The organism is Streptomyces gilvus, assembly GCF_022513565.1.
GTDB lineage: Bacteria > Actinomycetota > Actinomycetes > Streptomycetales > Streptomycetaceae > Streptomyces > Streptomyces gilvus.
Genome location: NZ_JAKWBE010000001.1, coordinates 262,426 through 282,487 on the forward strand (window position 1 = coordinate 262,426; position 20,062 = coordinate 282,487).

Genomic DNA, 20,062 nt, shown 5'->3' on the forward strand with positions numbered 1-20,062 from the left:
TACCGAGAGACGTACGGTGCCGACCGCGCCCCGAAGGGGCGCGGGAACTGCGCGACCAGCCACAACGGACCCGCAGTCACAGCACGGCCCAACCCGCGGAGCGCCCGGCGGGGGCTATTCGAGCAGCTCCGCGTACGAACCCATGGCCAGGGCGATGTCCGCCTGGGCCCAGAACCGGTGGTACGTGAACACCGGGGCGGCGCCACCCGCGAGGTAGCTCTGGATCTTCGACCACGCGGGGTCGTTCTTGTAGAAGGACCGCAGCGAGGCGAACGTCGACGACGAGTTGATCGCGTCCCCGTTCGGCATCTTCCCGCTGAAGCCGCTCGGCACGTACACGCTGTCGTCGAAGCGGTTGTAGTCCGCCCGCGTCTCCGGCACGGCGACGCCCAGGCTGTCCTGGTAGTTGTTCCACATGCCGTCCAGCAGCGCCTTCGCCGTGGACTTGGCCGTCGCGTCACCGGACTTGGCGCCGTAGTACGTCAGGGTCTTGGCGTACGCGGCGGCCACCCCGACGTCGTTGGTGTAGTCGGCGACGGTGACGTGCAGCCCGCTGTTGGAGCCGGGGCTGGCGGCGTTCCAGGTGTCGGGCTGGCCCGACCACTGGAGCGTCGACGGGATCAGATAGGTGCCGTCCGGATTGACCGTGGTCTTGGACAGCGCCCACTTGACCCACTTGTCGAGGACCGCCTTGGCCTGCGCGTTCCCCGTCTGCTGGTAGTACTCGGCGACCCGCTCCATCGACCACGCCTGGAAGCCGAACCACTGGTTGGACGGCGGGTCGTGGTAGACGGGCTGCTGGTCGTAGTACATGCCGTAGAACGTCGACGTGCCGGCGGGCGGCGTCGCGTACCGGCCCGCCCAGCTGTTGGTCGCGCCGCCCGCTATGGCGCCCTCGGACGACTGCAGCCACTGGTAGAACTCCAGCTGCCGCTGCAGCGACTTCGCCCAGTCCGCCGTGCCCGTCGCGGACTTGGGCTCCAGGTCGGCGTAGGAGCTGAGCGCGTACGCGGCCAACGGGTTCTGGTAGCCGCCGTGCACATGGCTGGAGCCGATCCGCCAGGCCCAGCCCGCACTCGTGTCCGTCGCGCCGCCCCAGGCGTAGTACCAGGACAGCAGATAGTGCGAGGCGTCCTTGCCGGTGCCGGCCGCACAGGTCGACGGACCCACGCAGTTGCCGATCTTCTTGAAGTACTTGTCGTACATCGCGTAGCGCAGGTAGTCGCCCATCTTCGCGGCCTTGCCGACGGTCGCGGAGACGTCCGAGCCCTTGCCCTGCTGCTTGGCCCACACATCGGCCCAGTACGCGGCCTGCACCGCACGCGCGTCGGCGTCCGGGGCGTCCGTGTACTTCCACTGCTTGGCGTAGGACGAGTCACCGGTGAACAGGTCCAGGTAACCGTTCTTGCCGCCGTACTTGAAGGCGTCGCAGGTCGGCTGCGGCACCGTCTCCCACACCGACTCCTGCGCGCCGCGCTGGAAGGTGTTGATGTACGACGGTCCGCTCGCCGTCGGCCCGCCCTCGCAGGTGCCGCCGGGGGTGTCGCCGTAGCCGTAGACGTTGTCGACGTCCTCCAGCCAGTGCATGCCGTACACGTCGTCCGTGCCGTACGTGCTCTTCAGCTCGCCCGCGATCGGGTCCGAGCCCACGGACACCGACGTGTCGAGCTTCGCCGGGTACTCGTTCGGGGTGTCCAGCTCGGGCGCGTAGGTGGCCGGCTTGGAGGCGGTGTAGAAGGAGTTGGTGGGCTGGTCGGCGTGGGTGGGGATCATGTACTTCTCCATGAGCGCCCACGCGCCGTTGAACTTGGACCAGTCACCGGTGACCTTGCCGTACATCGCCTGCAGCCAGAGAAGGTAGCTGTAGGCCTCCGACGTGGTCTCGTGCCCCTGGTCGGGGGCCTCGACGATCAGTGTCTCGACCGAGTGGTAGGGGATGCCCTGCGGCGAGAAGTAGCCGTTCGCCGGGTTGGTGATCTTCCCGTAGAGGTCCAGGAAGCGGGCGTCGTACGCCTTGGAGGCCGCCAGCTCCGTCACGGTGACCGCCGCCTTGGTGAACCCCGTCGCCGTCGACTCGAAGGACGCCGAGCCGGTGCCGGAGGAGTCGGCGGTGATGGTCACGTTCTGCGCGGTGCTCCAGTTGGACGGCGTGAAGGTGAGGGACGCCCCGCCCGTCACCGACAGACCGGAGTTGCCGCTCGCACGAGCCGTCGTGACCGTGACGTTCCCGCTGGGCTGCGAGGACAGCTTCACCGCGTACGTGCCCGACTTGCCCTGCTGTACGCCCAGTTGGGTGGGGGTGGCGACGACCGCGGGACCGGACGCCACCGTGATGCCGACCGGCGTCGACTCCGCGGACGCGCCCAGGCTGTCGTACGCCTTCGCCACCAGGGAGTGGCTGCCCACGGACAACCCGGAGGCGGACAGGGTGAACGGCGCGCTGGTGTCGGTGCCCAGCAGCGTGGTGTCGTCGTAGAACTCGACCTTGCTGATCGTCGCGTTGTCGGCGGCCGCCGCCGTCGCCGCGAGCGGGACCGCGGTGCCCTGGGTGTAGACCGCGCCGGCCGTGGGGCTGGTCAGCACCGTGACCGGCGGCTGGTGGGCGCCGGCGCAGGTGGTGCCGTTGATCGCGAAGCTCGTGGGAGCGGTGTTGGCGCCGCTGTAGGTGAACTGCGCTCCGGTGGAGACGGCGGCGCCCGCGGCGATCTTCCCGTTGTAGCCGGCGTCCTTCACGCTGACCGACTGGCCGGACTGGGACCAGGTGCCGTTCCAGCCGTTGCTGAGCTTCTGGTTGCCGCTGTAGGCGTACGTCAGCGTCCAGCCGTCGATGGTGTCCGAACCGCGGTTGGTGATCGTCAGATCCGCGGTGAAGCCGGAGCCCCAGTCGTTGGTCTTGTAGTCGACGCTGCACTGAAGTGCCGCCGCCTGTGCGGAGGTCGTGCCGGTGCCGAGCATGGCGACGGGGAGGGCCAGGGCCGCCACGACGGCGGTCCAGAGCCGGCGCACGGCTCTGCGTCTCCTTCTGGGGTGCATGTGCTGGTTCCTCCTTGCGGCTCGGAGAAAGTGGGGGAGGAGCAACAAGCCTTGAACCAGTGGGAGCGCTCCCATAGTGGGGACGGGGGTGGGGGCGGTCAAGGTGCTTGAAGAGTCGAAAAGATTCGACGCGTTTTAGCTGAGGGAAAGTCAGGAAAGTCTGTGACTCCCCTGTCCTTTGCCGTCACTTGGCGCTAGCTTCATGGACACCAGTGGGAGCGATTCCATCAGTCGACGCGTCCGTACCGACGCGCCCGAGCTGCAAGGAGTCGCTCATGCGACACCCCCCGCGTTCAGTACTTTTAGCCGTGGCCGGGGCGGTCGGACTTGTTGGGTCCATGACCATTCCGGTCGTCACGGCACAGGGAGCCGCGCCCGCCTGCTCGGTGGAGTACTCGGTCACCGGCCAGTGGGACACCGGCTTCCAGACAGCCGTGACCATCACCAACAACTCGGCGGCCCTGAGCGGTTGGAGCCTGGGCTTCGACTTCGCCGGCGGCCAGAAGGTCACCCAGGGCTGGAACGCCAAGTGGTCCCAGTCCGGCACGACGGTGACCGCGGTCAACGAGAGCTACAACGGCTCGCTGGCCACCGGCGCGAGCGTCAGCGCCGGGTTCATCGCCTCCCGGCCGGCCTCGGGAAGCAACGCCGTACCGACGTCGTTCAAGCTCAACGGGACGACGTGCAACGTCGACACGGAGCCGACGCCCCCGCCGACCCAGCCGCCCGCGGGCGGTACGGCGCCCGCGCTGCACGTGTCCGGGAACAAACTCGTGGACGCCTCGGGCGCCACGCGCCGGCTGCTCGGCGTGAACCGGTCCGGCGCGGAGTTCATGTGCGTGCAGGGCCGTGGGATCTTCGACGGCCCGGTGGACGACCAGTCCGTCAAGGCCATCGCCGACTGGAAGGCGAACACGGTCCGCATCCCGCTCAACGAGGAGTGCTGGCTGGGGCTCTCCAACGTCCAGGCGCAGTACGGCGGCACGAACTACGTCAACGCCGTCAAGGACCTGGTGGCCCGCGTCGAGGCGCACGGACTGACGCCGGTCCTGGACCTGCACTGGACCTACGGCCAGTACACCGGCAACTCGTCCGGCTGCTCCGACGTGCACGCCACCTGCCAGAAGCCGATGCCGGACATGCAGTACACGCCGTCCTTCTGGACCTCGGTGGCGAACACCTTCAAAAGCGACCAGGCCGTCGTCTTCGACCTGTTCAACGAGCCCTACCCGGACCGCGCCACCGCCACGGCCACCCAGGCGTGGCAGTGCTGGCGGGACGGCGGCACCTGCCCCGGCATCGGCTACCAGGTCGCCGGCATGCAGGACCTCGTCGACGCCGTGCGCGCCACCGGCGCGAAGAACGTCGTCCTGGCCGGCGGGCTCGCGTACTCGAACGACCTGAGCCAGTGGCTGACGTACCGGCCCAGCGACCCGACGGGCAATCTCGTCGCCGCTTATCACGTGTACAACTTCAACACCTGTGCGAGTGAGAGCTGCTGGAACTCCACCCTCGCCCCCGTCGCGGCCCAAGTCCCGCTCGTGGCCGGGGAGATCGGCGAGAACACCTGCTCCCACTCCTTCGTGGACCAGGTCATGAAGTGGTTCGACGACCGGGGGCTGTCCTACCTCGGCTGGACCTGGAACACCTGGGACTGCTCCTCCGGTCCCTCGCTCATTTCCAACTACGACGGCACACCCACGTCGTACGGCACCGGGCTGCGCGATCACCTGCGCGCCGTGAACCCGTAAATCCCGTCTCGGAGAAGGAAACCCGCACTCATGAGTCGTACCAGAACAGCGATACTCGCCGCCCTGGCGCTGGTCGCCGGTACCGCACAGGCCGCGACGGCCGCCGTCCCCGGGGACGGCGGAGTCAAGGCCGTCCCCTGCACCGTCGACTACAAGGTGCAGAACCAGTGGGACTCCGGCTTCACCGCCGCCGTGACGATCACCAACAACAGCGCCGCCAAGAGCAGTTGGTCGCTGAAGTGGTCGTACGCCGGCAACCAGAAGGTCACCAGCTACTGGAACGCCAAGGTCAGCCAGAGCGGTGCCGCCGTCACCGCCGCCAACGAGACCTACAACGGCACGCTCGCCACCGGCGGTTCGGTCAGCTTCGGCTTGAACGGGTCCTACAGCGGCACCAACGCCCTTCCGACGGCCTTCACCCTCGACGGCGTGACCTGCAACGTCGACGACGGCGGCAGCGGAGGCGGCGGAGGCGGCGGGGGCGGTGGCGGCACCGACCCGAGCGGACGCGTCGACAACCCGTACACCGGCGCCAAGGTCTATGTGAACCCCGAGTGGTCGGCGAAGGCCGCCGCCGAGCCGGGCGGCACCCGGGTCTCCAACCAGCCCACCGGCGTCTGGCTCGACCGCATCGCCGCGATCAACGGCGTGAACGGCGGCATGGGCCTGCGTGCCCACCTCGACGCGGCCCTCGCGCAGAAGGGCAGCGGCGAGGAGGTCGTCCAGCTGGTCGTCTACGACCTGCCGGGACGCGACTGCGCGGCCCTCGCCTCCAACGGCGAACTCGGCCCGACGGACATCGACAAGTACAAGACGCAGTTCATCGACCCGATCGCGGCGATCCTCGCCGACCCCAAGTACGCCTCGCTGCGGATCGTCACCACCATCGAGATCGACTCGCTGCCCAACCTGGTCACCAACACCGGCAGCCGGGCCACCGCCACCCCGCAGTGCGACACCATGCTCGCCAACGGCAACTACGTGAAGGGCGTCGGCTACGCGCTCGCCAAGCTCGGCGCGATCCCGAACGTCTACAACTACATCGACGCCGGCCACCACGGCTGGCTGGGCTGGGACGACAACTTCGCCCCCTCCGCCAACCTGTTCAAGCAGGCGGCCACCAGTGAGGGCGCGACCGTCGACGACGTGCAGGGCTTCATCACCAACACGGCCAACTACAGCGCCCTGAAGGAGAACAACTTCACCATCAACGACTCGGTGAACGGCACGTCCGTCCGGCAGTCCAAGTGGGTCGACTGGAACCGCTACGTGGACGAGCTGTCGTACGCCCAGGCCATGCGCAACCAACTGGTCTCCGTGGGCTTCAACTCGAACATCGGCATGCTGATCGACACCTCCCGCAACGGGTGGGGCGGCAGCGCGCGGCCGGCCGGTCCGGGACCGAAGACCAGCGTGGACACGTATGTCGACGGCGGCCGCTACGACCGGCGGATCCACGTCGGCAACTGGTGCAACCAGTCCGGGGCCGGGCTCGGTGAGCGCCCGCAGGCCAACCCCGCCGCCGGGATCGACGCGTATGTGTGGATGAAGCCGCCGGGGGAGTCCGACGGGTCCAGCACCGCCATCGCGAACGACGAGGGCAAGGGGTTCGACCGGATGTGCGACCCGACGTACACGGGCAACGCGCGCAACGGCAACAGCATGTCGGGTGCGCTGCCGAACGCTCCGCTGTCGGGGCACTGGTTCTCGGCGCAGTTCCAGCAGCTGATGCAGAACGCGTACCCGCCGTTGTAGGCCGTTTCGGTTGCGCTGAGTTGGGAGCTGCGGGTCGGCTGTGGCTGGTCGCGCCCACGCGGCGGAGCGCATGTCGACACCGTCCCGCGCCCCCAAAAAACAGGTCCGTCGGGGTCAGGCCCTTTCGGTCAGACCCCGGCGTATCGCGAATTCCACCGCCGAGTAGTCACCGTCGGCGCGTTCCAGTTCGTACGGGGCCGCCGGCAGCAGAGGGGGCTGGGCCATGAAGCGGGGGTGGGTGCCGTGGTGGGCTTGGGCCGCGTGGATCAGGAAGGGGTGGCAGAGGTAGACGTCGCCGGGGGAACCGGTGGCGTGGGCGAGGGGGCGGTGCGCCGAGGCCTCGACCAGCTTCGGCGCTATCTCGAGACCCGAGACGCCCGTCTCCCCGTACGGCTCCAGCAGGGGCGGGACGTCCAGGTGGGAGCCGACCCGGATGCGGGTCGGGGCGTCCGCCTCGGTCACCAGGCTGAACAGGAACAGCATCAGCAGGGCGCGGCCCCGGGAGCGGAGGTTGGTGAAGTACCAGCTCTCCCCTTCCGGGAGGTAGCTCCCCTCGATGTGCCAGCCCGCGTCGTCCGGCTCCTCGGCGTGCGGGAACCGCAGCGGGAAGCTGCCCAGGGAGTAGCGCGGCAGCCAGCGGCCCTTACCCACCAGCAGGTCGAACGCCTGGTGCAGCACGGGGGAGTTGGCGGCCGCGGCGAACGGGCCCTGGGCCATGCCGCCCACCCACACCACCGGGTCCTTCCAGGTGCCCGGGTCCCACGGGTCGTAGCCCGACTCCCGCCACAGCAGCCGAGCGCAGTCCTCGGCGACCCGGGACGGGAACGCCCCCTCGATCTTCACGAACCCGTCCGTGAGAAAGCGCTCCACCAGCTCGTCGTCCATCGGGCCATCGTGGGCGAGCCGTCCCGCCGCGCGCATCCCGTTTTCCTACCGCCGGATTTTGCTGTCACGGCAACTCGGCTTGCCGCCCTGCGGTGCGTCGGCGCACGCTGAGCCGCATCGGACGAGAGGCTGACTTCCATGGCGCACGGACACCGCGGCAACCACGAACACGGCACTCACCGCCCCGGTCATCACGACCACGGCGACATCGACTGGGCGGACATGGCCCCGCTGCTGGAGGCCCAGGCGGAGCTGTTCACCTCGCTGTACGAGAGGGCCATGGCCTGGCTGACCGACAAGCAGACGGAACCGGGGCTGATCGTCGACGCGGGCAGCGGTCCGGGTGTCGTCGCGTGTCTGCTCGCGGAGGCCTTCCCGGGGGCCAGGGTCGTCGCCGTCGACAGCTCCGAGCCGCTGCTGGAGCGGGCCAGGGCGCGGGCGGACCGCCTCGGCGTGGGCGACCGCTTCAGTACGGTCGCCGGTGAACTGCCCGGCGTGCTGGAGGAGTTGGACTATCCGGCGGATCTGCTGTGGGCCAGCCGCAGTCTGCATCACCTCGGCGACCAGCGGGCCGGCCTCGCCGCGTTCGCCGAGCGGCTGGCGCCCGGGGGCACGCTGGCGATCATGGAGGGCGGGCTGCCGGCGCGGTTCCTGCCCCGGGACATCGGGATCGGGCGCCCCGGTCTGCAGGCGCGGCTGGACGCGCTGGAGGAGGAGTGGTTCGCCGGGATGCGGGCGAGCCTGCCCGGCACGGTGGCGGAGGCCGAGGACTGGCCGGGCCTGATGACGGCGGCGGGCCTGCGCCCCACCGGCAGCCGCACCTTCCTCCTCGACCTCCAGGCCCCCGCCAAGGACCGCGCCCGCGCCTACGTCGCCGCCACCCTCTCCCGCACCCGCGAGGCCTTCGCCGACCACCTCGACGCCGACGACCGCAGCACCCTCGACCGCCTCCTCGACCCGGACGACAAGGCGAGCGTCCACCACCGCCCGGACGTCTTCGTCCTGGCGGCCCACACCGTGCACACGGCCGCCCACGCGATGTGAGACGACCGGGTTCGGGGAGCGGTGTCCACCCCGGGCGTCCGTTCCCGGGTCGGGTGGAGACGCCGTTGTGGGACGAGCACGGATCGTATGGCCGGTCGGGCAGCCCAACCGACCCTCCCGCAAGGGACGTCGGGCTGCCCGGGCCGCGCCCTCAGTTGTTCGCGATGAACTGCTTGGCCAACTGCTCGCCCAGCGAGACCGCCGCGCTGTGGCTTTCGATGGGCGAGACCTGCGAGTTCTTGAACAGGATGTACGTCACGCCGGAGTCGGCCCCGCCGGTCGCCGGGTCGGGGTCGATGCCGAGTGCCTTGGCGGTGGCGTACGAGGCCTCACCGATGATCTTCGTGGGGCCGGTGTCGCCGACGACGGCGTACTCGACCTTGTTGTCGTAGATCACGGCGACCACACCGCCGCCCTTGATGCCATAGCTGGTGTACTTCCAGATGCTGCTCGTGCTGGGCACCACGATGTAGGGCAGCGACTCGGCCTTCAGCGGCTTGCCGTTCGACTGGTGGAAGGCCGTGTCGTCCTGGTACCAGGGGTCGCGGTCCTCGTTGCAGTTGGTGGTCCGCTGGCCGTCGCAGTCGATGTCCATGTCGGCCTTCCAGAACACGGCGCCGTTCTTGCCGCACACCGGGACGGTGGCCGAGGTCTCGTCGTCGGTCTTGTACTTGCCGTTGGAGATCTGGGAACAGGACGTCACCTTGGCGAGCAGGTCGGCCGCGCTGACCGAGCCCTCCTGGGCAGACGTCGGGTGGACGGCGCCGGAAGCGTTCGCTGGGAGCACTCCGGCGGCGAGCAGGGCGGCCCCGGAGGCCGCGGCGAGGGTCAGTGTTCGGATGCGCACTGTGGGGGACCCTTCTGTTAGGAAACTTTCCTGACCGGGTTGGCGTACAAGGTGGACCCGCGAGCATGCCCGCGTCAACCCCGTGAACGGCCCCGTCTGCGCATGCGGTTGGGGCTGGAGTGGAAAGCGCCAGCTCACCGTGGGGGAAGCCGGTCCCGCGTGGATGTCCGGTACACGGGTACTCGGGGCGACCGCCCCGCCGCGTACCCGTCGTGAGGAGGCCGCCGGGTGGCCCGTACCGACCTCGCCCCACAGCGCCGGGGCCCCGCCCGGGTCTTCGGCGGACCGGGCTGGGGCCAGGCGGCCGGCGCGCTGTCGCTGTCCCTGTCGCCGGTCTTCATCGAGCTGTCCGGAGCGGACGCGGGCACCGCCTCCGCGTACCGCTGTCTGCTGGCCCTGCCCGTACTCGCGCTGCTGGCCCTGCCCGAGTTCCGCCGTGAGGGCCGGCCGCCGCGCCGCCGGCTGCTCTACGGCCTCGCGGGCGGCGCACTGTTCGCCGTGGACGCCCTGCTGTGGGCCAGGTCGATCACCGAGGTGGGCGCCGGGCTGTCGACCGTGCTGGTCAACGTCCAGGTCGTCCTGGTGCCGCTGCTGGCCTGGGCGGTGGACCGGGAGCATGTTCCCCGCCGCTTCCTGCTCTGGCTCCCGGCGATGATCGCCGGGGTCGTGCTGACCGGCGGGCTCTTCGAGCACGGCGCGAGCGGCAGCGACCCCGTCGCGGGCACCGTCCACGCGGTCCTGGCCGCCCTGAGCTACTCGGGCTTCCTGTTCCTGCTGCGCCGCGGCGGCTTCCACGGACATGTCCGTACGACGTACACGGTGGTGATCCTCTCCGCGACCCTCGTCTCCGCGCTCGGCGGCGCCGCCTGGGGCGCCCTCGACCTCACCCCGCCCTGGCACACCCTGGGCTGGCTCGCCCTGACCGCGCTGAGCAGCCAGGTCGTCGGCTGGCTCCTGGTCGCCCTCAACTCGCCCCGCCTGCCCAGCCACACCGGCGCGGTCCTGCTGCTGCTCACCCCCGTCGGGGCCGTGCTGCTGGGCGCCTGGGTCCTGGGGGAGCGGCCGACGCTCGCGCAGTGGGCGGGGTGCGGCCTGATCCTGGTGAGCGCGTACGTCACGGTGGCGGGCCGGCGTACGCACCCGCGTGACGACGGGTCCGCCGACTCGCCCTGATTGCAGCGTCCCCCGCATGGGAGAAGACTGGTCATACCGAACATTCCGCACAGCGCTCGACTTCGGGAGGCGAGGGGCATGTTCGTTCGCACGGTGTACGTGACGGGGGATCCCGCGCAGCTGGACACGGCCATCAGGGCGCTGAACTCGCAGGGGCGGGACCTGCTGGAGGAACGTCCCGGCTACCGCGGATCGGGCATCTTCGTGGACCGGGAGCTCGGCAAGCTGCTCGCGGTGAGCTGGTGGCGGACCGAGGAGGGCCGGCGCAACAGCGACGAGGTCATGCGGGAGCGGCGCGGATCGCTGCTGGAGCCGTTCGCGGCGACGACCGCGGTCGACAACTACGAGGCCCTGGTCTTCCACCAGGTCCGGCAGCCCGCGCAGGGCGGCGGACTGCGGCTCACCCGGCTGGAGTTGGACCCCATGGACGCCGACCTGCTCGCCGACACCTTCCGGGCGTCGGTGGTGCCCCGGCTGGAGACGCTGCCCGGGCTGGCCAGGACGTCCCTGCTCGTCGACCGGGAGCGTGGACGCGGCCTGGTCGGCACCCTGTTCACCGACCGGAACTCCCTCGTCGCCTCCCGCGCGGCCCAGGCGGCGGCCCGGCACGAGGGCGCGGCCAAGGCGCATGTGACGGTGACCGGTCTGGAGGAGTTCGAGACCGTCTTCACCGACGTGCGGGGGGTCTGAAACTCCGCCGTGCGCGGCTGAACCCGCGGCTGCCGCGAGGGAACTCCTGACGGACCAGGGAGGTTGGCGCTGGAACAACCTCTACCGTCCCAGCGACGCGACCGGCGGCTGGATCGTCCTGGACGACCCCCTGCCGCACCACGCGGCCGCCCGGCTCCACGGCCGGGCGGCCGGTGCCGGGTCCGGCATCGGCCGCCCGTGCCGTGGCGGGAGGAGACTCCGCGGGTGACCGCCGTCCGGCCGTGGTGGCTGTGGCAGCCGCTCAGGCCATGTTGAACGACGAGGGGTCCGGACCCAGCCGCCGGTCCTCGTTCAGCGCGCTGATCGCCGCGAGGTCCTCGGTGTCCAGGCTGAAGTCGAAGACCTCGATGTTCTCCCGGATCCGGGACGGCGTCACGGACTTGGGGATCACGATGGTGCCGAGCTGGAGGTGCCAGCGCAGCACGACCTGGGCGGGAGTGCGCCCGTGCTTCTGGGCGATGGCGACGATCGCCGGGACCTCCAGCAGGCCCTTGCCCTGACCGAGCGGGGACCAGGCCTCGGTGGCGATGCCCTGCTCCGCGTGGAACTCCCGGGCCGCGCGCTGCTGCAGGTGCGGGTGCAGCTCGATCTGGTCGACGGCCGGGATGACGGACGTCTCGTCGATGAGCCGACGCAGGTGCTCCGGCTCGAAGTTGGAGACACCGATCGCGCGGACGCGTCCGTCGGCGTGCAGCTTCTCGAACGCCTTGTAGGTGTCGACGTACTTGTCGCGGGCCGGGGTCGGCCAGTGGATCAGGTAGAGGTCGAGGTAGTCCAGACCGAGCTTCTCCAGCGACGCGTCGAAGGCGCGCAGCGTGGCGTCGTAGCCGTGCTCGGAGTTCCAGAGCTTGGTGGTGACGAAGATTTCCTCGCGGGGGACGCCGGAGGCGGCGATGGCCTTGCCGGTGCCCTCCTCGTTGCCGTAGATCGCCGCTGTGTCGATGCTGCGGTACCCGGCCTCCAGCGCGGTGGCGACGGCCTGCTCCGCCTCGTCGTCCGGCACCTGCCAGACGCCGAAGCCCAGCTGGGGCATCTCGACGCCGTTGTTCAGGATGATCGGGGGGACCTTGCTGCTCACGAGCTCTTGATCCTTCGGTTGTCGTCAGGTGGTACTCCCATCGTCAACGATCACGAGCCGTGATGCATTCCTGACCGGAGAATCCGTCCGAACTGACCGATGAGTCAGTGTCGGGAGCCGAGATTGGCTGGAAATGGATCCGACCTCTGCGGTCCGGACCATTGACCGCTGAACCTCCGGACCGCAACTCTGGATCGCGCCAATGAACGAGTCCCTGAACTCGATCCATGAATGTGAACAGTTGGTTCGGTTTTCCTCCGATGTTTCCGGGTCTCCCCGTCCGATCGAGAGGGAGGAACATGAGACGCCGTCGTCTGCGAACGGCACTGACCGGGCTGGTCCTCGCCAGTGCGGCCCTGACCACCCTGCCCGCGGCCGCGCCCGCGCCGACCGCCCCCACCGTCCCCGCGGCCCTCCGTCCGGCCGCCGCCCCCGACTGGTCGACGGCCGTCGTCGACTCCACCATGGCCCGCTACACGCCGAGCACCATCGGCGGCTGGTCCTACCCCGTCGGCCTCTACCTCTACGGCCAGTACCTCACCTACCGGCGCACCCACGACGCCCGCTACCTGAGCTACATCAAGAGCTATGTCGACCGGTTCGTGAAGAGCGACGGCTCCATCGACCAGTCCTTCAACAGCCTGGACAGCATGCAGGCCGGCCGGCTCCTGGTGATCCTGCACCACGAGACCGGGCAGGACCGCTACCGCAAGGCGGCCAAGAAGATCCGCGACCGCCTGAACACCTACCCACGCACCGGCGACGGCGGCTTCTGGCACGCGGACACCTCCAGCCGCGCCCATCAACTCTGGGCGGACGGCGTCTACATGGTGAACCCGTTCCTCGTCGAGTACGGCAAGGAGTTCGGCGACAGCGCGTACACCGACGACGAGGCGGCCAAGCAGCTGTACGTCTACGGCAGCCATCTGCAGGTCGCGAACGGACTGCTCAAGCACGCCTACGACGAGTCGAAGAGCGCGAGTTGGGCCGATCCGCAGACCGGGCTCGCCCCCGAGCACTGGTGCCGGGCCGTCGGCTGGTACTCGATGGCGATCGTCAACGTTCTGGACGCCATACCGGCGAAGCAGTCCCGTCGCCCCCAACTCCTCACAATCTTCAGGAAGTTGGCTGCCGGGCTGGAGAAGTACCAGGACCCGGCGACCGGGCGCTGGTTCCAGGTGATGGACAAGGGCGACCGGTCCGACGACTGGACCGAGACCTCCTGCTCCAGCATGTTCACCTACGCCCTCTCCCGGGGCGTCCAGCAGGGCTACCTCGACCCGCACTACGCCGCCGTCGCGCACCGCGGGTACCAGGGGGTGCTGGCGAAGCTGTCGATCGGCTCCGACGGCCGCACCAACCTCGCCGACATCTCCATCGGCACCAACGTCGGCGACTACGCGTACTACATCGCACGCGACCGGGCCACCAACGACTTCCACGGTCTGGGCGCCTTCCTGATCATGAACGAACAACTGCGAGGTGATTAGTGTCATGAGCACGTCCAGAAGGGCCCTGTTGGGCGCGGCGGTCGCGGGCGCGGCCGGGTCGACGCTGGGTCTGCCCGCCATCGCCCACGCCGCCTCCTGGCAGCAGAAGTGGGCGCCTTCCGCGAGCGGCGACGGCCTCGGCGCCTTCGAGACGATCGAGGACGACCGCGCCGACTCGCACCCCGCCGGGCATCCGCACATCTTCGCCACCGGCGACAACTGGCGCTTCAACATGCACATGGTGGACCGGGACACCTCGACGGACCGCCAGCGCCAGGAGGTCACGGGTCTGCGCACCAGCTCAAGCAGCTACCTCAAGTGGACCGAGGGCCAGACCTGGCGGGTCACCTACTCGATGTACATCCCCAGCTCGCTGAAGGCGACCACCACCTTCACCCACATCATGCAGATGAAGCAGCCCGGTGCCGGTTCCTCCCCGATCGTCACGCAGTCGCTGCGCCGGGTGAGCGGCAAGCAGACCATCGAGCTGACCCTGCCCATCTCCGGCACCCTCATCGGCCGCGCCGACCTCGACCCGCTGCACGACAAGTGGACCGACGTCGACTTCCAGATCAAGGTCGGCAACGGCTCGGCGGGCTCCGTCCGCTGGATCCTCAAGTCCGGCGGCTCGACGGTCATCGACAAGTCGAAGACCGGCGTCGACACCTTCCTGGCCGACCGGGTGCGGCCGAAGTGGGGCATCTACCGCTCCCTCGGCGACACCTCCGGATCCCTGCAGGACACCTACCTCCTGCTCACCAACCTCCGCGGCTACCAACTCGTGTGAGGAGCCGTCACATGAAACCCCCCACTGATCCAGGCCGCCGAGCGGCGGCCGTCGTCCTGTTCGTGGTGGCCGTGGTCCTCGGTCTCACCCACCCCGCGGCCCTCGCCGCTCCGGCCGGCGCCCCGCGCGCCGCCGCCGAGTACAACGTGCGCGACTACGGCGCCAAGGGCGACGGCTCCAGCAACGACAGCCCGGCCATCGACAAGGCGATCACGGCCGCGAACGCGGCGGGCGGCGGCACCGTCCGCTTCCCCTCTGGCACCTACAAGTCCAAGAACACCCTCCACATGAAGAGCCATGTGACGCTCCAGCTCGACAAGGGCGCCACACTCCAGGGCTCCAGCGCCGACACCTACGACAAGGCCGAGTCCAACCCGTACGACGCCTACCAGGACTACGGCCACAGCCACTTCCACGACGCGATGATCTACGGCGACAAGCTGACCGACATCGGCTTCGTGGGCCAGGGCGTCATCGACGGCGCCGGCAACCTGATCACCGGCAACCCGAAGTCCGGCGAGGCCGACAAGATCATCTCGCTTACCCGGTGCGACGGGCTCAGGATCGGCGACGGTCTCACGCTGCGCCGGGGCGGTCACTTCGCGGCCCTCATCAACGGCTGCACCGACGTGACCTCCGACCACCTGACCATCGACACCGCGAGCGACCGCGACGGCTGGAACGTCATCTCGACCACCAACGCCACGATCACCAACGCCACGATCCACGCCAACGACGACGCGCTGGTGTTCAAGAGCGACTACGCGCTCGGCGCCAAGCTGCCCAACGGGCATGTGCGGGTGAGCGATTCGACCCTCGGGGCCAAGTGCTGCAACGCCCTGATGTTCGGCTCCGAGACCTGCGGCGACTTCTCGGACTACCAGTTCGAGAACATCCGCATCGACGGCGCCGACAAGTCCGGCCTCGGCATGGTCTCGATGGACGGCTCGAAGATCTCCGACGTCCACTACCGCGACATCACGATGACCGACGTCCACTCGCCGATCATGCAGAAGATCGGCACCCGCAAGCGCTGCGGCAACAGTCCCGGTGTCGGATCGATCAGCGACGTCACGTACGACAACATCACCGCTACCGGCAACAGCCCCTCCTTCAGCCCGACCCTGTGGGGCGAGTCCGGGCACCGCATCAACGGCGTGACCTTCACCGACGTCGACATCACGGTCCCCGGCGGCAACGGCACCATGTCCACGGGCGTGCCCAGCAACGACTCGACCGACTACAACCCGAAGAGCATCGGCACCCGGCCCGCCTACGGCTGGTACCTGCACAACGCCGACAACGTCCGGTTCACCGACAGCTCGGTCAAGTTCGCCTCGAACGACGGCCGGCCAGCGTTCATCGCCAACGCGGCCAGCGGCATCCGGCTCACCCGGTTCACCGCGCAGAAGGGCGGCAACTCGCCCTTCGACGTGGGCTTCCAGGACGTCACCGGCGGCTGCCTGACGGACAGTCACAACACTTCGGGCGGCGCCCTGCGGGTCTCGGGAAGCCAGGACTGCGGCAGCAGCGCGGCGGTGAAGCCGCTCGACCTGGAGAGCCCCCGCCAGGACTTCCTGCGCGCCTCCGTCGGCGGTCTGTTCCTGCACTGGGGCCTGCGCACCGCACCGGCCCACACCAGCTGCACCGGCTGGGAGAACGACGTCACGAGCGGAGGCTGGAGCCCCGACTACTGGGTGAACGAGGCGCAGAAGCTGCACACCCAGTACCTCGTCCTCGCCACCTTCCACAGCCGCCTCGGCTACGCCCGCCCCTGGCCGTCCAAGATCCCAGGGTCCTGCTCCACCAAGCGGGACTTCCTCGGCGAGCTGATCACCGCCGCCAAGGCCAAGGGCATGAAGGTCATCCTCTACATGACCAACGACCCCCAGTGGCACGACGAGGGCGGCCACGAGTGGCTCGACTCGGCCGCGTACTCCGCCTACAAGGGCAAGAACGTCGACCTGACCACCAACGACGGCTTCGGGCAGTTCAGTTACGACAACTTCTTCGAGGTCATGGACCGCTACCCCGACCTCGGCGGCTTCTGGATCGACAACGACAACTCCTACTGGGAGAGCCACAACCTCTACCAGCAGATCTACGACAGGCGCCCGAACTACACGCTCAGCAACAACAACGAAGACACGCCGGTCATGGACATGATCAGCAATGAGCAGAAGACGGGCATGACCCCCGCCTACGACTATCCGCAGGCCGTCTACACCGCCCAACCCCGCCTGACCGAGGCCGACTTCAAGCTGCCCTCGACCGGCGCGTGGTGGTACGACGGCTCCAACCCCTCCGTCGACCGCGCCCTCACCCTCGGCCGCCTCATCACCAACGCCGGCTCCTCGGTGAAGGCCCTGATGGCCGAGACGGCCCAGGTAAACGGCAAGTTCCCGTCCAACCAGGCCTCCTTCAACACCTTCGCCGACTCCTACCTCGACCCCATCTGGGAATCCCTGCACGGCACCGAGGGCGGCGGCTACATGTACGGCGGCCTCAAGCCCGGCGCCTGGAACGACGGCGCGTACGGAGTGACGACCATCGCCAAGGACGACGCCGACCGGCAGTACATCCACGTCCTGACCCCGCCCAGCACCAGCACCCTGCGCGTCCGGGACAACGGCTACCGCATCGCCTCCGTCACCAACCTCCGTACGGGAGCGGCCGTTTCCTGGTCGCAGTCCGGCGGGGTGCTCACCCTCAGCGGGCTCGGCACCTGGGACCCGTACGACACGGTGTTCAAGGTCACCACGGCCGGCCGCCAGGGCATCCTCACCGGCGTCAAGGTCAGCGCGAGCGCCTCCGCGAGCGGACACGCCGCGTCGGCGGCCGGTGACGGCGACTACCTCACCTACTGGGACAACAACAAGACGCTTCCCGTGAATCTCACCTTCGACCTCGGCTCGGCCAAGAAGGTGCAGTACATCGGGCTCAACCAGCGCGAGGACTCCGTGGCCTACGCCCGTTCCAGCACCGAGCAGTCGGCGCGGATCAAGGACTACAAGGTGTTCCTGAGCAACGACGGCTCGACCTGGGGCAGCGCGGTCAAGTCCGGCCAGCTGCCCAGCCGCCGCGGAATCCAGGGCATCGACCTGACCGCCGCCAACGCCCGCTACGTGCGGCTGGAGGTCGACACCACCTGGGCCGCCTCCAGCGACACCACCCGCTACAAGCGGCTGCGCGTCGACGAGGCGTGGATCGGCACGTCGTACGCCACACCCGCGAACGGGGGACAGTCATGATCCGGCTCAGATCGCTCACGGCCGCGGCGGCGGGTGTGCTGCTCGCCGCGGCGGTGCCGCTCGTGGGCACCGCCCATCCGGCGGCCGCCTCCGACAACGGCCAGTCCGTCCGGCCCGCCATGGGCTGGTCCAGCTGGAGCTTCGTGCGCCGCACGCCGACCGAGGCGAAGATCAAGGCACAGGCCGACGCACTGGTCTCCAGCGGACTGAAGGACCACGGTTTCGTCTACGTCAACCTTGACGACTTCTGGCAGAAGTGCGACTCGAACGGCTTCACCGTGGACAGCTACGGCCGCTGGGCGGTCGACACCAGCAAGTTCCCCGACGGCATCAAGGGGCTGGCCGACTACATCCACTCCAAGGGCCTGAAGTTCGGCTTCTACGTCACGCCCGGCATCGCGAAGAACGCCGTCACCAAGAACACGCCGATCGAGGGGACCTCGTACCACGCGAAGGACATCGCGGACACCTCGAAGACCGAGAAGAACTACAACTGCAAGAACATGTACTACATCGACTACTCCAAGCCGGGCGCGCAGGAGTTCGTCGACTCCTGGGCCAAGCAGTTCGCGTCCTGGGGTGTCGACTACCTGAAGATCGACGGGGTGGGCAGCGCCGACATCCCCGACGTCCAGGCCTGGGACAAGGCGCTGCGGGCCAGCGGACGGCCCATCAACTTCGCCCTGTCCAACAACCTGCCGGTCGCCGACGCCTCCACCTGGCGGAAACTGGCGAACAGCTGGCGCACCCAGGGCGACGTCGAGTGCTACTGCGGGCCGGGGAGCAACGGCAGCGGCTATCCGCTGACCGACTGGTCCCACGTCTCCAAGCGCTTCGACTCGGCCGCCTCCTGGCAGCCGTACGCAGGCCCCGGCGGCTGGAACGACCTGGACTCGCTGGAGATCGGCAACGGCGACCAGGTGGGTCTGACGGCGGACCAGCGCCGCTCGCACTTCACGCTCTGGGCTATGGCGGCGGCCCCGCTGCTGCTCGGCACCGACCTCACCCAGCTCGACTCCGTCGACAAGGCGATGCTGACCAACGACCGGCTGATCGGCGTCGACCAGGACGGTGTCGCCGCCAAGCGGATCGTGAGCAGCGGTGTCAAACAGGTCTGGAGCAAGAAGGAGAGCGACGGGCAGTACGTCGTGGCCCTGTTCAACACCGGGACCTCGGGCAACGCCACCGTCAGCGTGAACTGGTCGCAGGTCGGCTTCAGCGGCTCCGGTGACGTGACCGACCTCTGGTCCGGATCCCACAAGGGCGTGATCGCCGACTCCTACAGCGCGACCCTGCGCCCGGGCGAGACCCGGCTCATCCGGGTCAAGCCCGTCAACTCCCTGAAGGCGGCGGCCGCTTCACCGGGGTTCGCCGTGGCCCCCTACGAGTACCTCGGCTGGGGCAGCCCCCAGAACCCGACCTCCGTGATGTCCGCGACCGGCGTCAAGTGGTTCACGCTGGCCTTCATCCTCTCCGACGGCACCTGCAACCCGAAGTGGGACGGCTCCCGCCCGCTGACCGGAGGCAGCGACCAGTCCACCATCAACGCGATCAGAGCGGCGGGCGGTGACGTCGTCGTCTCCGTCGGCGGCTGGAGCGGGAACAAGCTCGGCGAGAAGTGCTCCAGCGCCTCCGCCCTCGCCGGCGCCTACCAGAAGGTGATCAACGCCTACAAGCTGAAGGCGCTCGACATCGACATCGAGAACACCGAGTGGTCCAACGCGACCGTGCGGCAGCGGGTCGTCGACGCGCTGAAGACGGTGAAGGCCAACAACCCGGGCCTGAAGACCGTCATCACCTTCGGCACCACCTCCTCCGGTCCCGACTCCACCGGCGTCGACATGATCAAGCGGGCCGCCAACTCCGGTCTGGCGAACGACGTCTGGTGTGTCATGCCGTTCGACTTCGGCGGCGGCACCACGAACATGGGCAGCCTCACCACCAAGGCCATGGACGGACTCAAGGCCCAGGTGAAGTCGGCGTACGGCTACAGCGACGCCACCGCCTACACCCACATCGGGCTGTCGTCGATGAACGGCAAGACCGACGACTCCGGTGAGCGGGTGCGGGTGGCCGACTTCAAGACCATGCTCGCCTACGCCCAGCAGCACCACATCGGCCGGCTCACCTACTGGGCCGTCAACCGCGACCGGGCCTGCGGCTCGGGCACCGACGGCGACGCCTGCAGCGGCGTGACGCAGCAGCCGTACGACTACCTCAAGGTCTTCACCCAGTACACGGGCTGAGGGGAACCTCC

13 protein-coding genes are annotated in these 20,062 nt (G+C 69.0%); 9 read left to right on the forward strand and 4 right to left on the reverse strand.

Annotation, left to right across the window (positions count from 1 at the left end; all coding sequences use genetic code 11):
- Nucleotides 1-114 precede the first annotated feature (114 nt).
- Entirely contained in the window at nt 115-3,033 is a 2,919-nt protein-coding gene (locus tag MKW14_RS01220; RefSeq protein ID WP_240858201.1) for a glycoside hydrolase family 48 protein, read from the reverse strand.
- 275 nt (nt 3,034-3,308) lie between these two features.
- On the opposite strand from MKW14_RS01220, the gene MKW14_RS01225 reads away from it, so the two are divergent.
- Both MKW14_RS01225 and MKW14_RS01230 read left to right on the forward strand, forming a co-directional pair.
- Nucleotides 3,309-4,784: a cellulase family glycosylhydrolase gene (locus tag MKW14_RS01225; RefSeq protein ID WP_276618066.1), complete on the forward strand. Its 1,476-nt coding sequence runs from the start codon at nt 3,309-3,311 to the stop codon at nt 4,782-4,784.
- Nucleotides 4,785-4,814: 30 nt separating this feature from the next.
- Nucleotides 4,815-6,539 carry a glycoside hydrolase family 6 protein gene (locus MKW14_RS01230; RefSeq protein ID WP_240858203.1) on the forward strand — a complete coding sequence of 575 codons (1,725 nt, stop codon included), beginning with the start codon at nt 4,815-4,817 and terminating at the stop codon, nt 6,537-6,539.
- Nucleotides 6,540-6,653: 114 nt separating this feature from the next.
- Here the strand turns inward: MKW14_RS01230 and MKW14_RS01235 are convergent, their stop codons facing one another.
- Nucleotides 6,654-7,424, reverse strand: a complete 771-nt coding sequence (locus MKW14_RS01235) for a phytanoyl-CoA dioxygenase family protein (RefSeq protein ID WP_374116520.1) — start codon at nt 7,422-7,424, stop codon at nt 6,654-6,656.
- 138 nt (nt 7,425-7,562) lie between these two features.
- Between MKW14_RS01235 and MKW14_RS01240 the strand changes: the two genes are divergently transcribed.
- Nucleotides 7,563-8,468, forward strand: coding sequence for a class I SAM-dependent methyltransferase (locus tag MKW14_RS01240; RefSeq protein WP_240858205.1), 906 nt, complete (start codon nt 7,563-7,565; stop codon nt 8,466-8,468).
- A 151-nt stretch (nt 8,469-8,619) separates the two neighbouring features.
- On the opposite strand, the gene MKW14_RS01245 is transcribed toward MKW14_RS01240, so the two are convergent.
- Nucleotides 8,620-9,315 carry a glycoside hydrolase family 75 protein gene (locus tag MKW14_RS01245; RefSeq protein ID WP_240858206.1) on the reverse strand — a complete coding sequence of 232 codons (696 nt, stop codon included), beginning with the start codon at nt 9,313-9,315 and terminating at the stop codon, nt 8,620-8,622.
- Nucleotides 9,316-9,543: 228 nt separating this feature from the next.
- Here MKW14_RS01245 and MKW14_RS01250 point away from each other — a divergent pair, with 228 nt between their 5' ends.
- Nucleotides 9,544-10,488 carry a DMT family transporter gene (locus tag MKW14_RS01250; protein WP_240858207.1) on the forward strand — a complete coding sequence of 315 codons (945 nt, stop codon included), beginning with the start codon at nt 9,544-9,546 and terminating at the stop codon, nt 10,486-10,488.
- A 78-nt stretch (nt 10,489-10,566) separates the two neighbouring features.
- On the forward strand, nt 10,567-11,178 hold the full coding sequence (locus MKW14_RS01255) for a hypothetical protein (RefSeq protein ID WP_240858209.1): 612 nt from the start codon (nt 10,567-10,569) through the stop codon (nt 11,176-11,178).
- A gap of 262 nt (nt 11,179-11,440) precedes the next feature.
- Here the strand turns inward: MKW14_RS01255 and MKW14_RS01260 are convergent, their stop codons facing one another.
- Nucleotides 11,441-12,277, reverse strand: a complete 837-nt coding sequence (locus MKW14_RS01260) for an aldo/keto reductase (protein ID WP_308314563.1) — start codon at nt 12,275-12,277, stop codon at nt 11,441-11,443.
- A gap of 299 nt (nt 12,278-12,576) precedes the next feature.
- Between MKW14_RS01260 and MKW14_RS01265 the strand changes: the two genes are divergently transcribed.
- From MKW14_RS01265 to MKW14_RS01280, 4 genes are read left to right on the forward strand one after another with little or no spacing between them, the layout of a single operon-like run.
- The gene (locus MKW14_RS01265) at nt 12,577-13,767 is read left to right on the forward strand and encodes a glycoside hydrolase family 88/105 protein (protein ID WP_240858210.1); all 1,191 of its coding nucleotides are present in this window, start codon (nt 12,577-12,579) and stop codon (nt 13,765-13,767) included.
- Between the two features lie 4 nt (nt 13,768-13,771).
- Nucleotides 13,772-14,554, forward strand: coding sequence for a heparin lyase I family protein (locus MKW14_RS01270; RefSeq protein WP_240858211.1), 783 nt, complete (start codon nt 13,772-13,774; stop codon nt 14,552-14,554).
- A gap of 11 nt (nt 14,555-14,565) precedes the next feature.
- Nucleotides 14,566-17,805 carry a glycosyl hydrolase family 28 protein gene (locus MKW14_RS01275; protein WP_240858212.1) on the forward strand — a complete coding sequence of 1,080 codons (3,240 nt, stop codon included), beginning with the start codon at nt 14,566-14,568 and terminating at the stop codon, nt 17,803-17,805.
- Complete coding sequence (locus tag MKW14_RS01280) at nt 17,802-20,051, forward strand: alpha-galactosidase (RefSeq protein WP_240858214.1); 2,250 nt, start codon at nt 17,802-17,804, stop codon at nt 20,049-20,051. The genes MKW14_RS01275 and MKW14_RS01280 overlap by 4 nt, the downstream gene beginning before the upstream one ends.
- Nucleotides 20,052-20,062 lie beyond the last annotated feature (11 nt).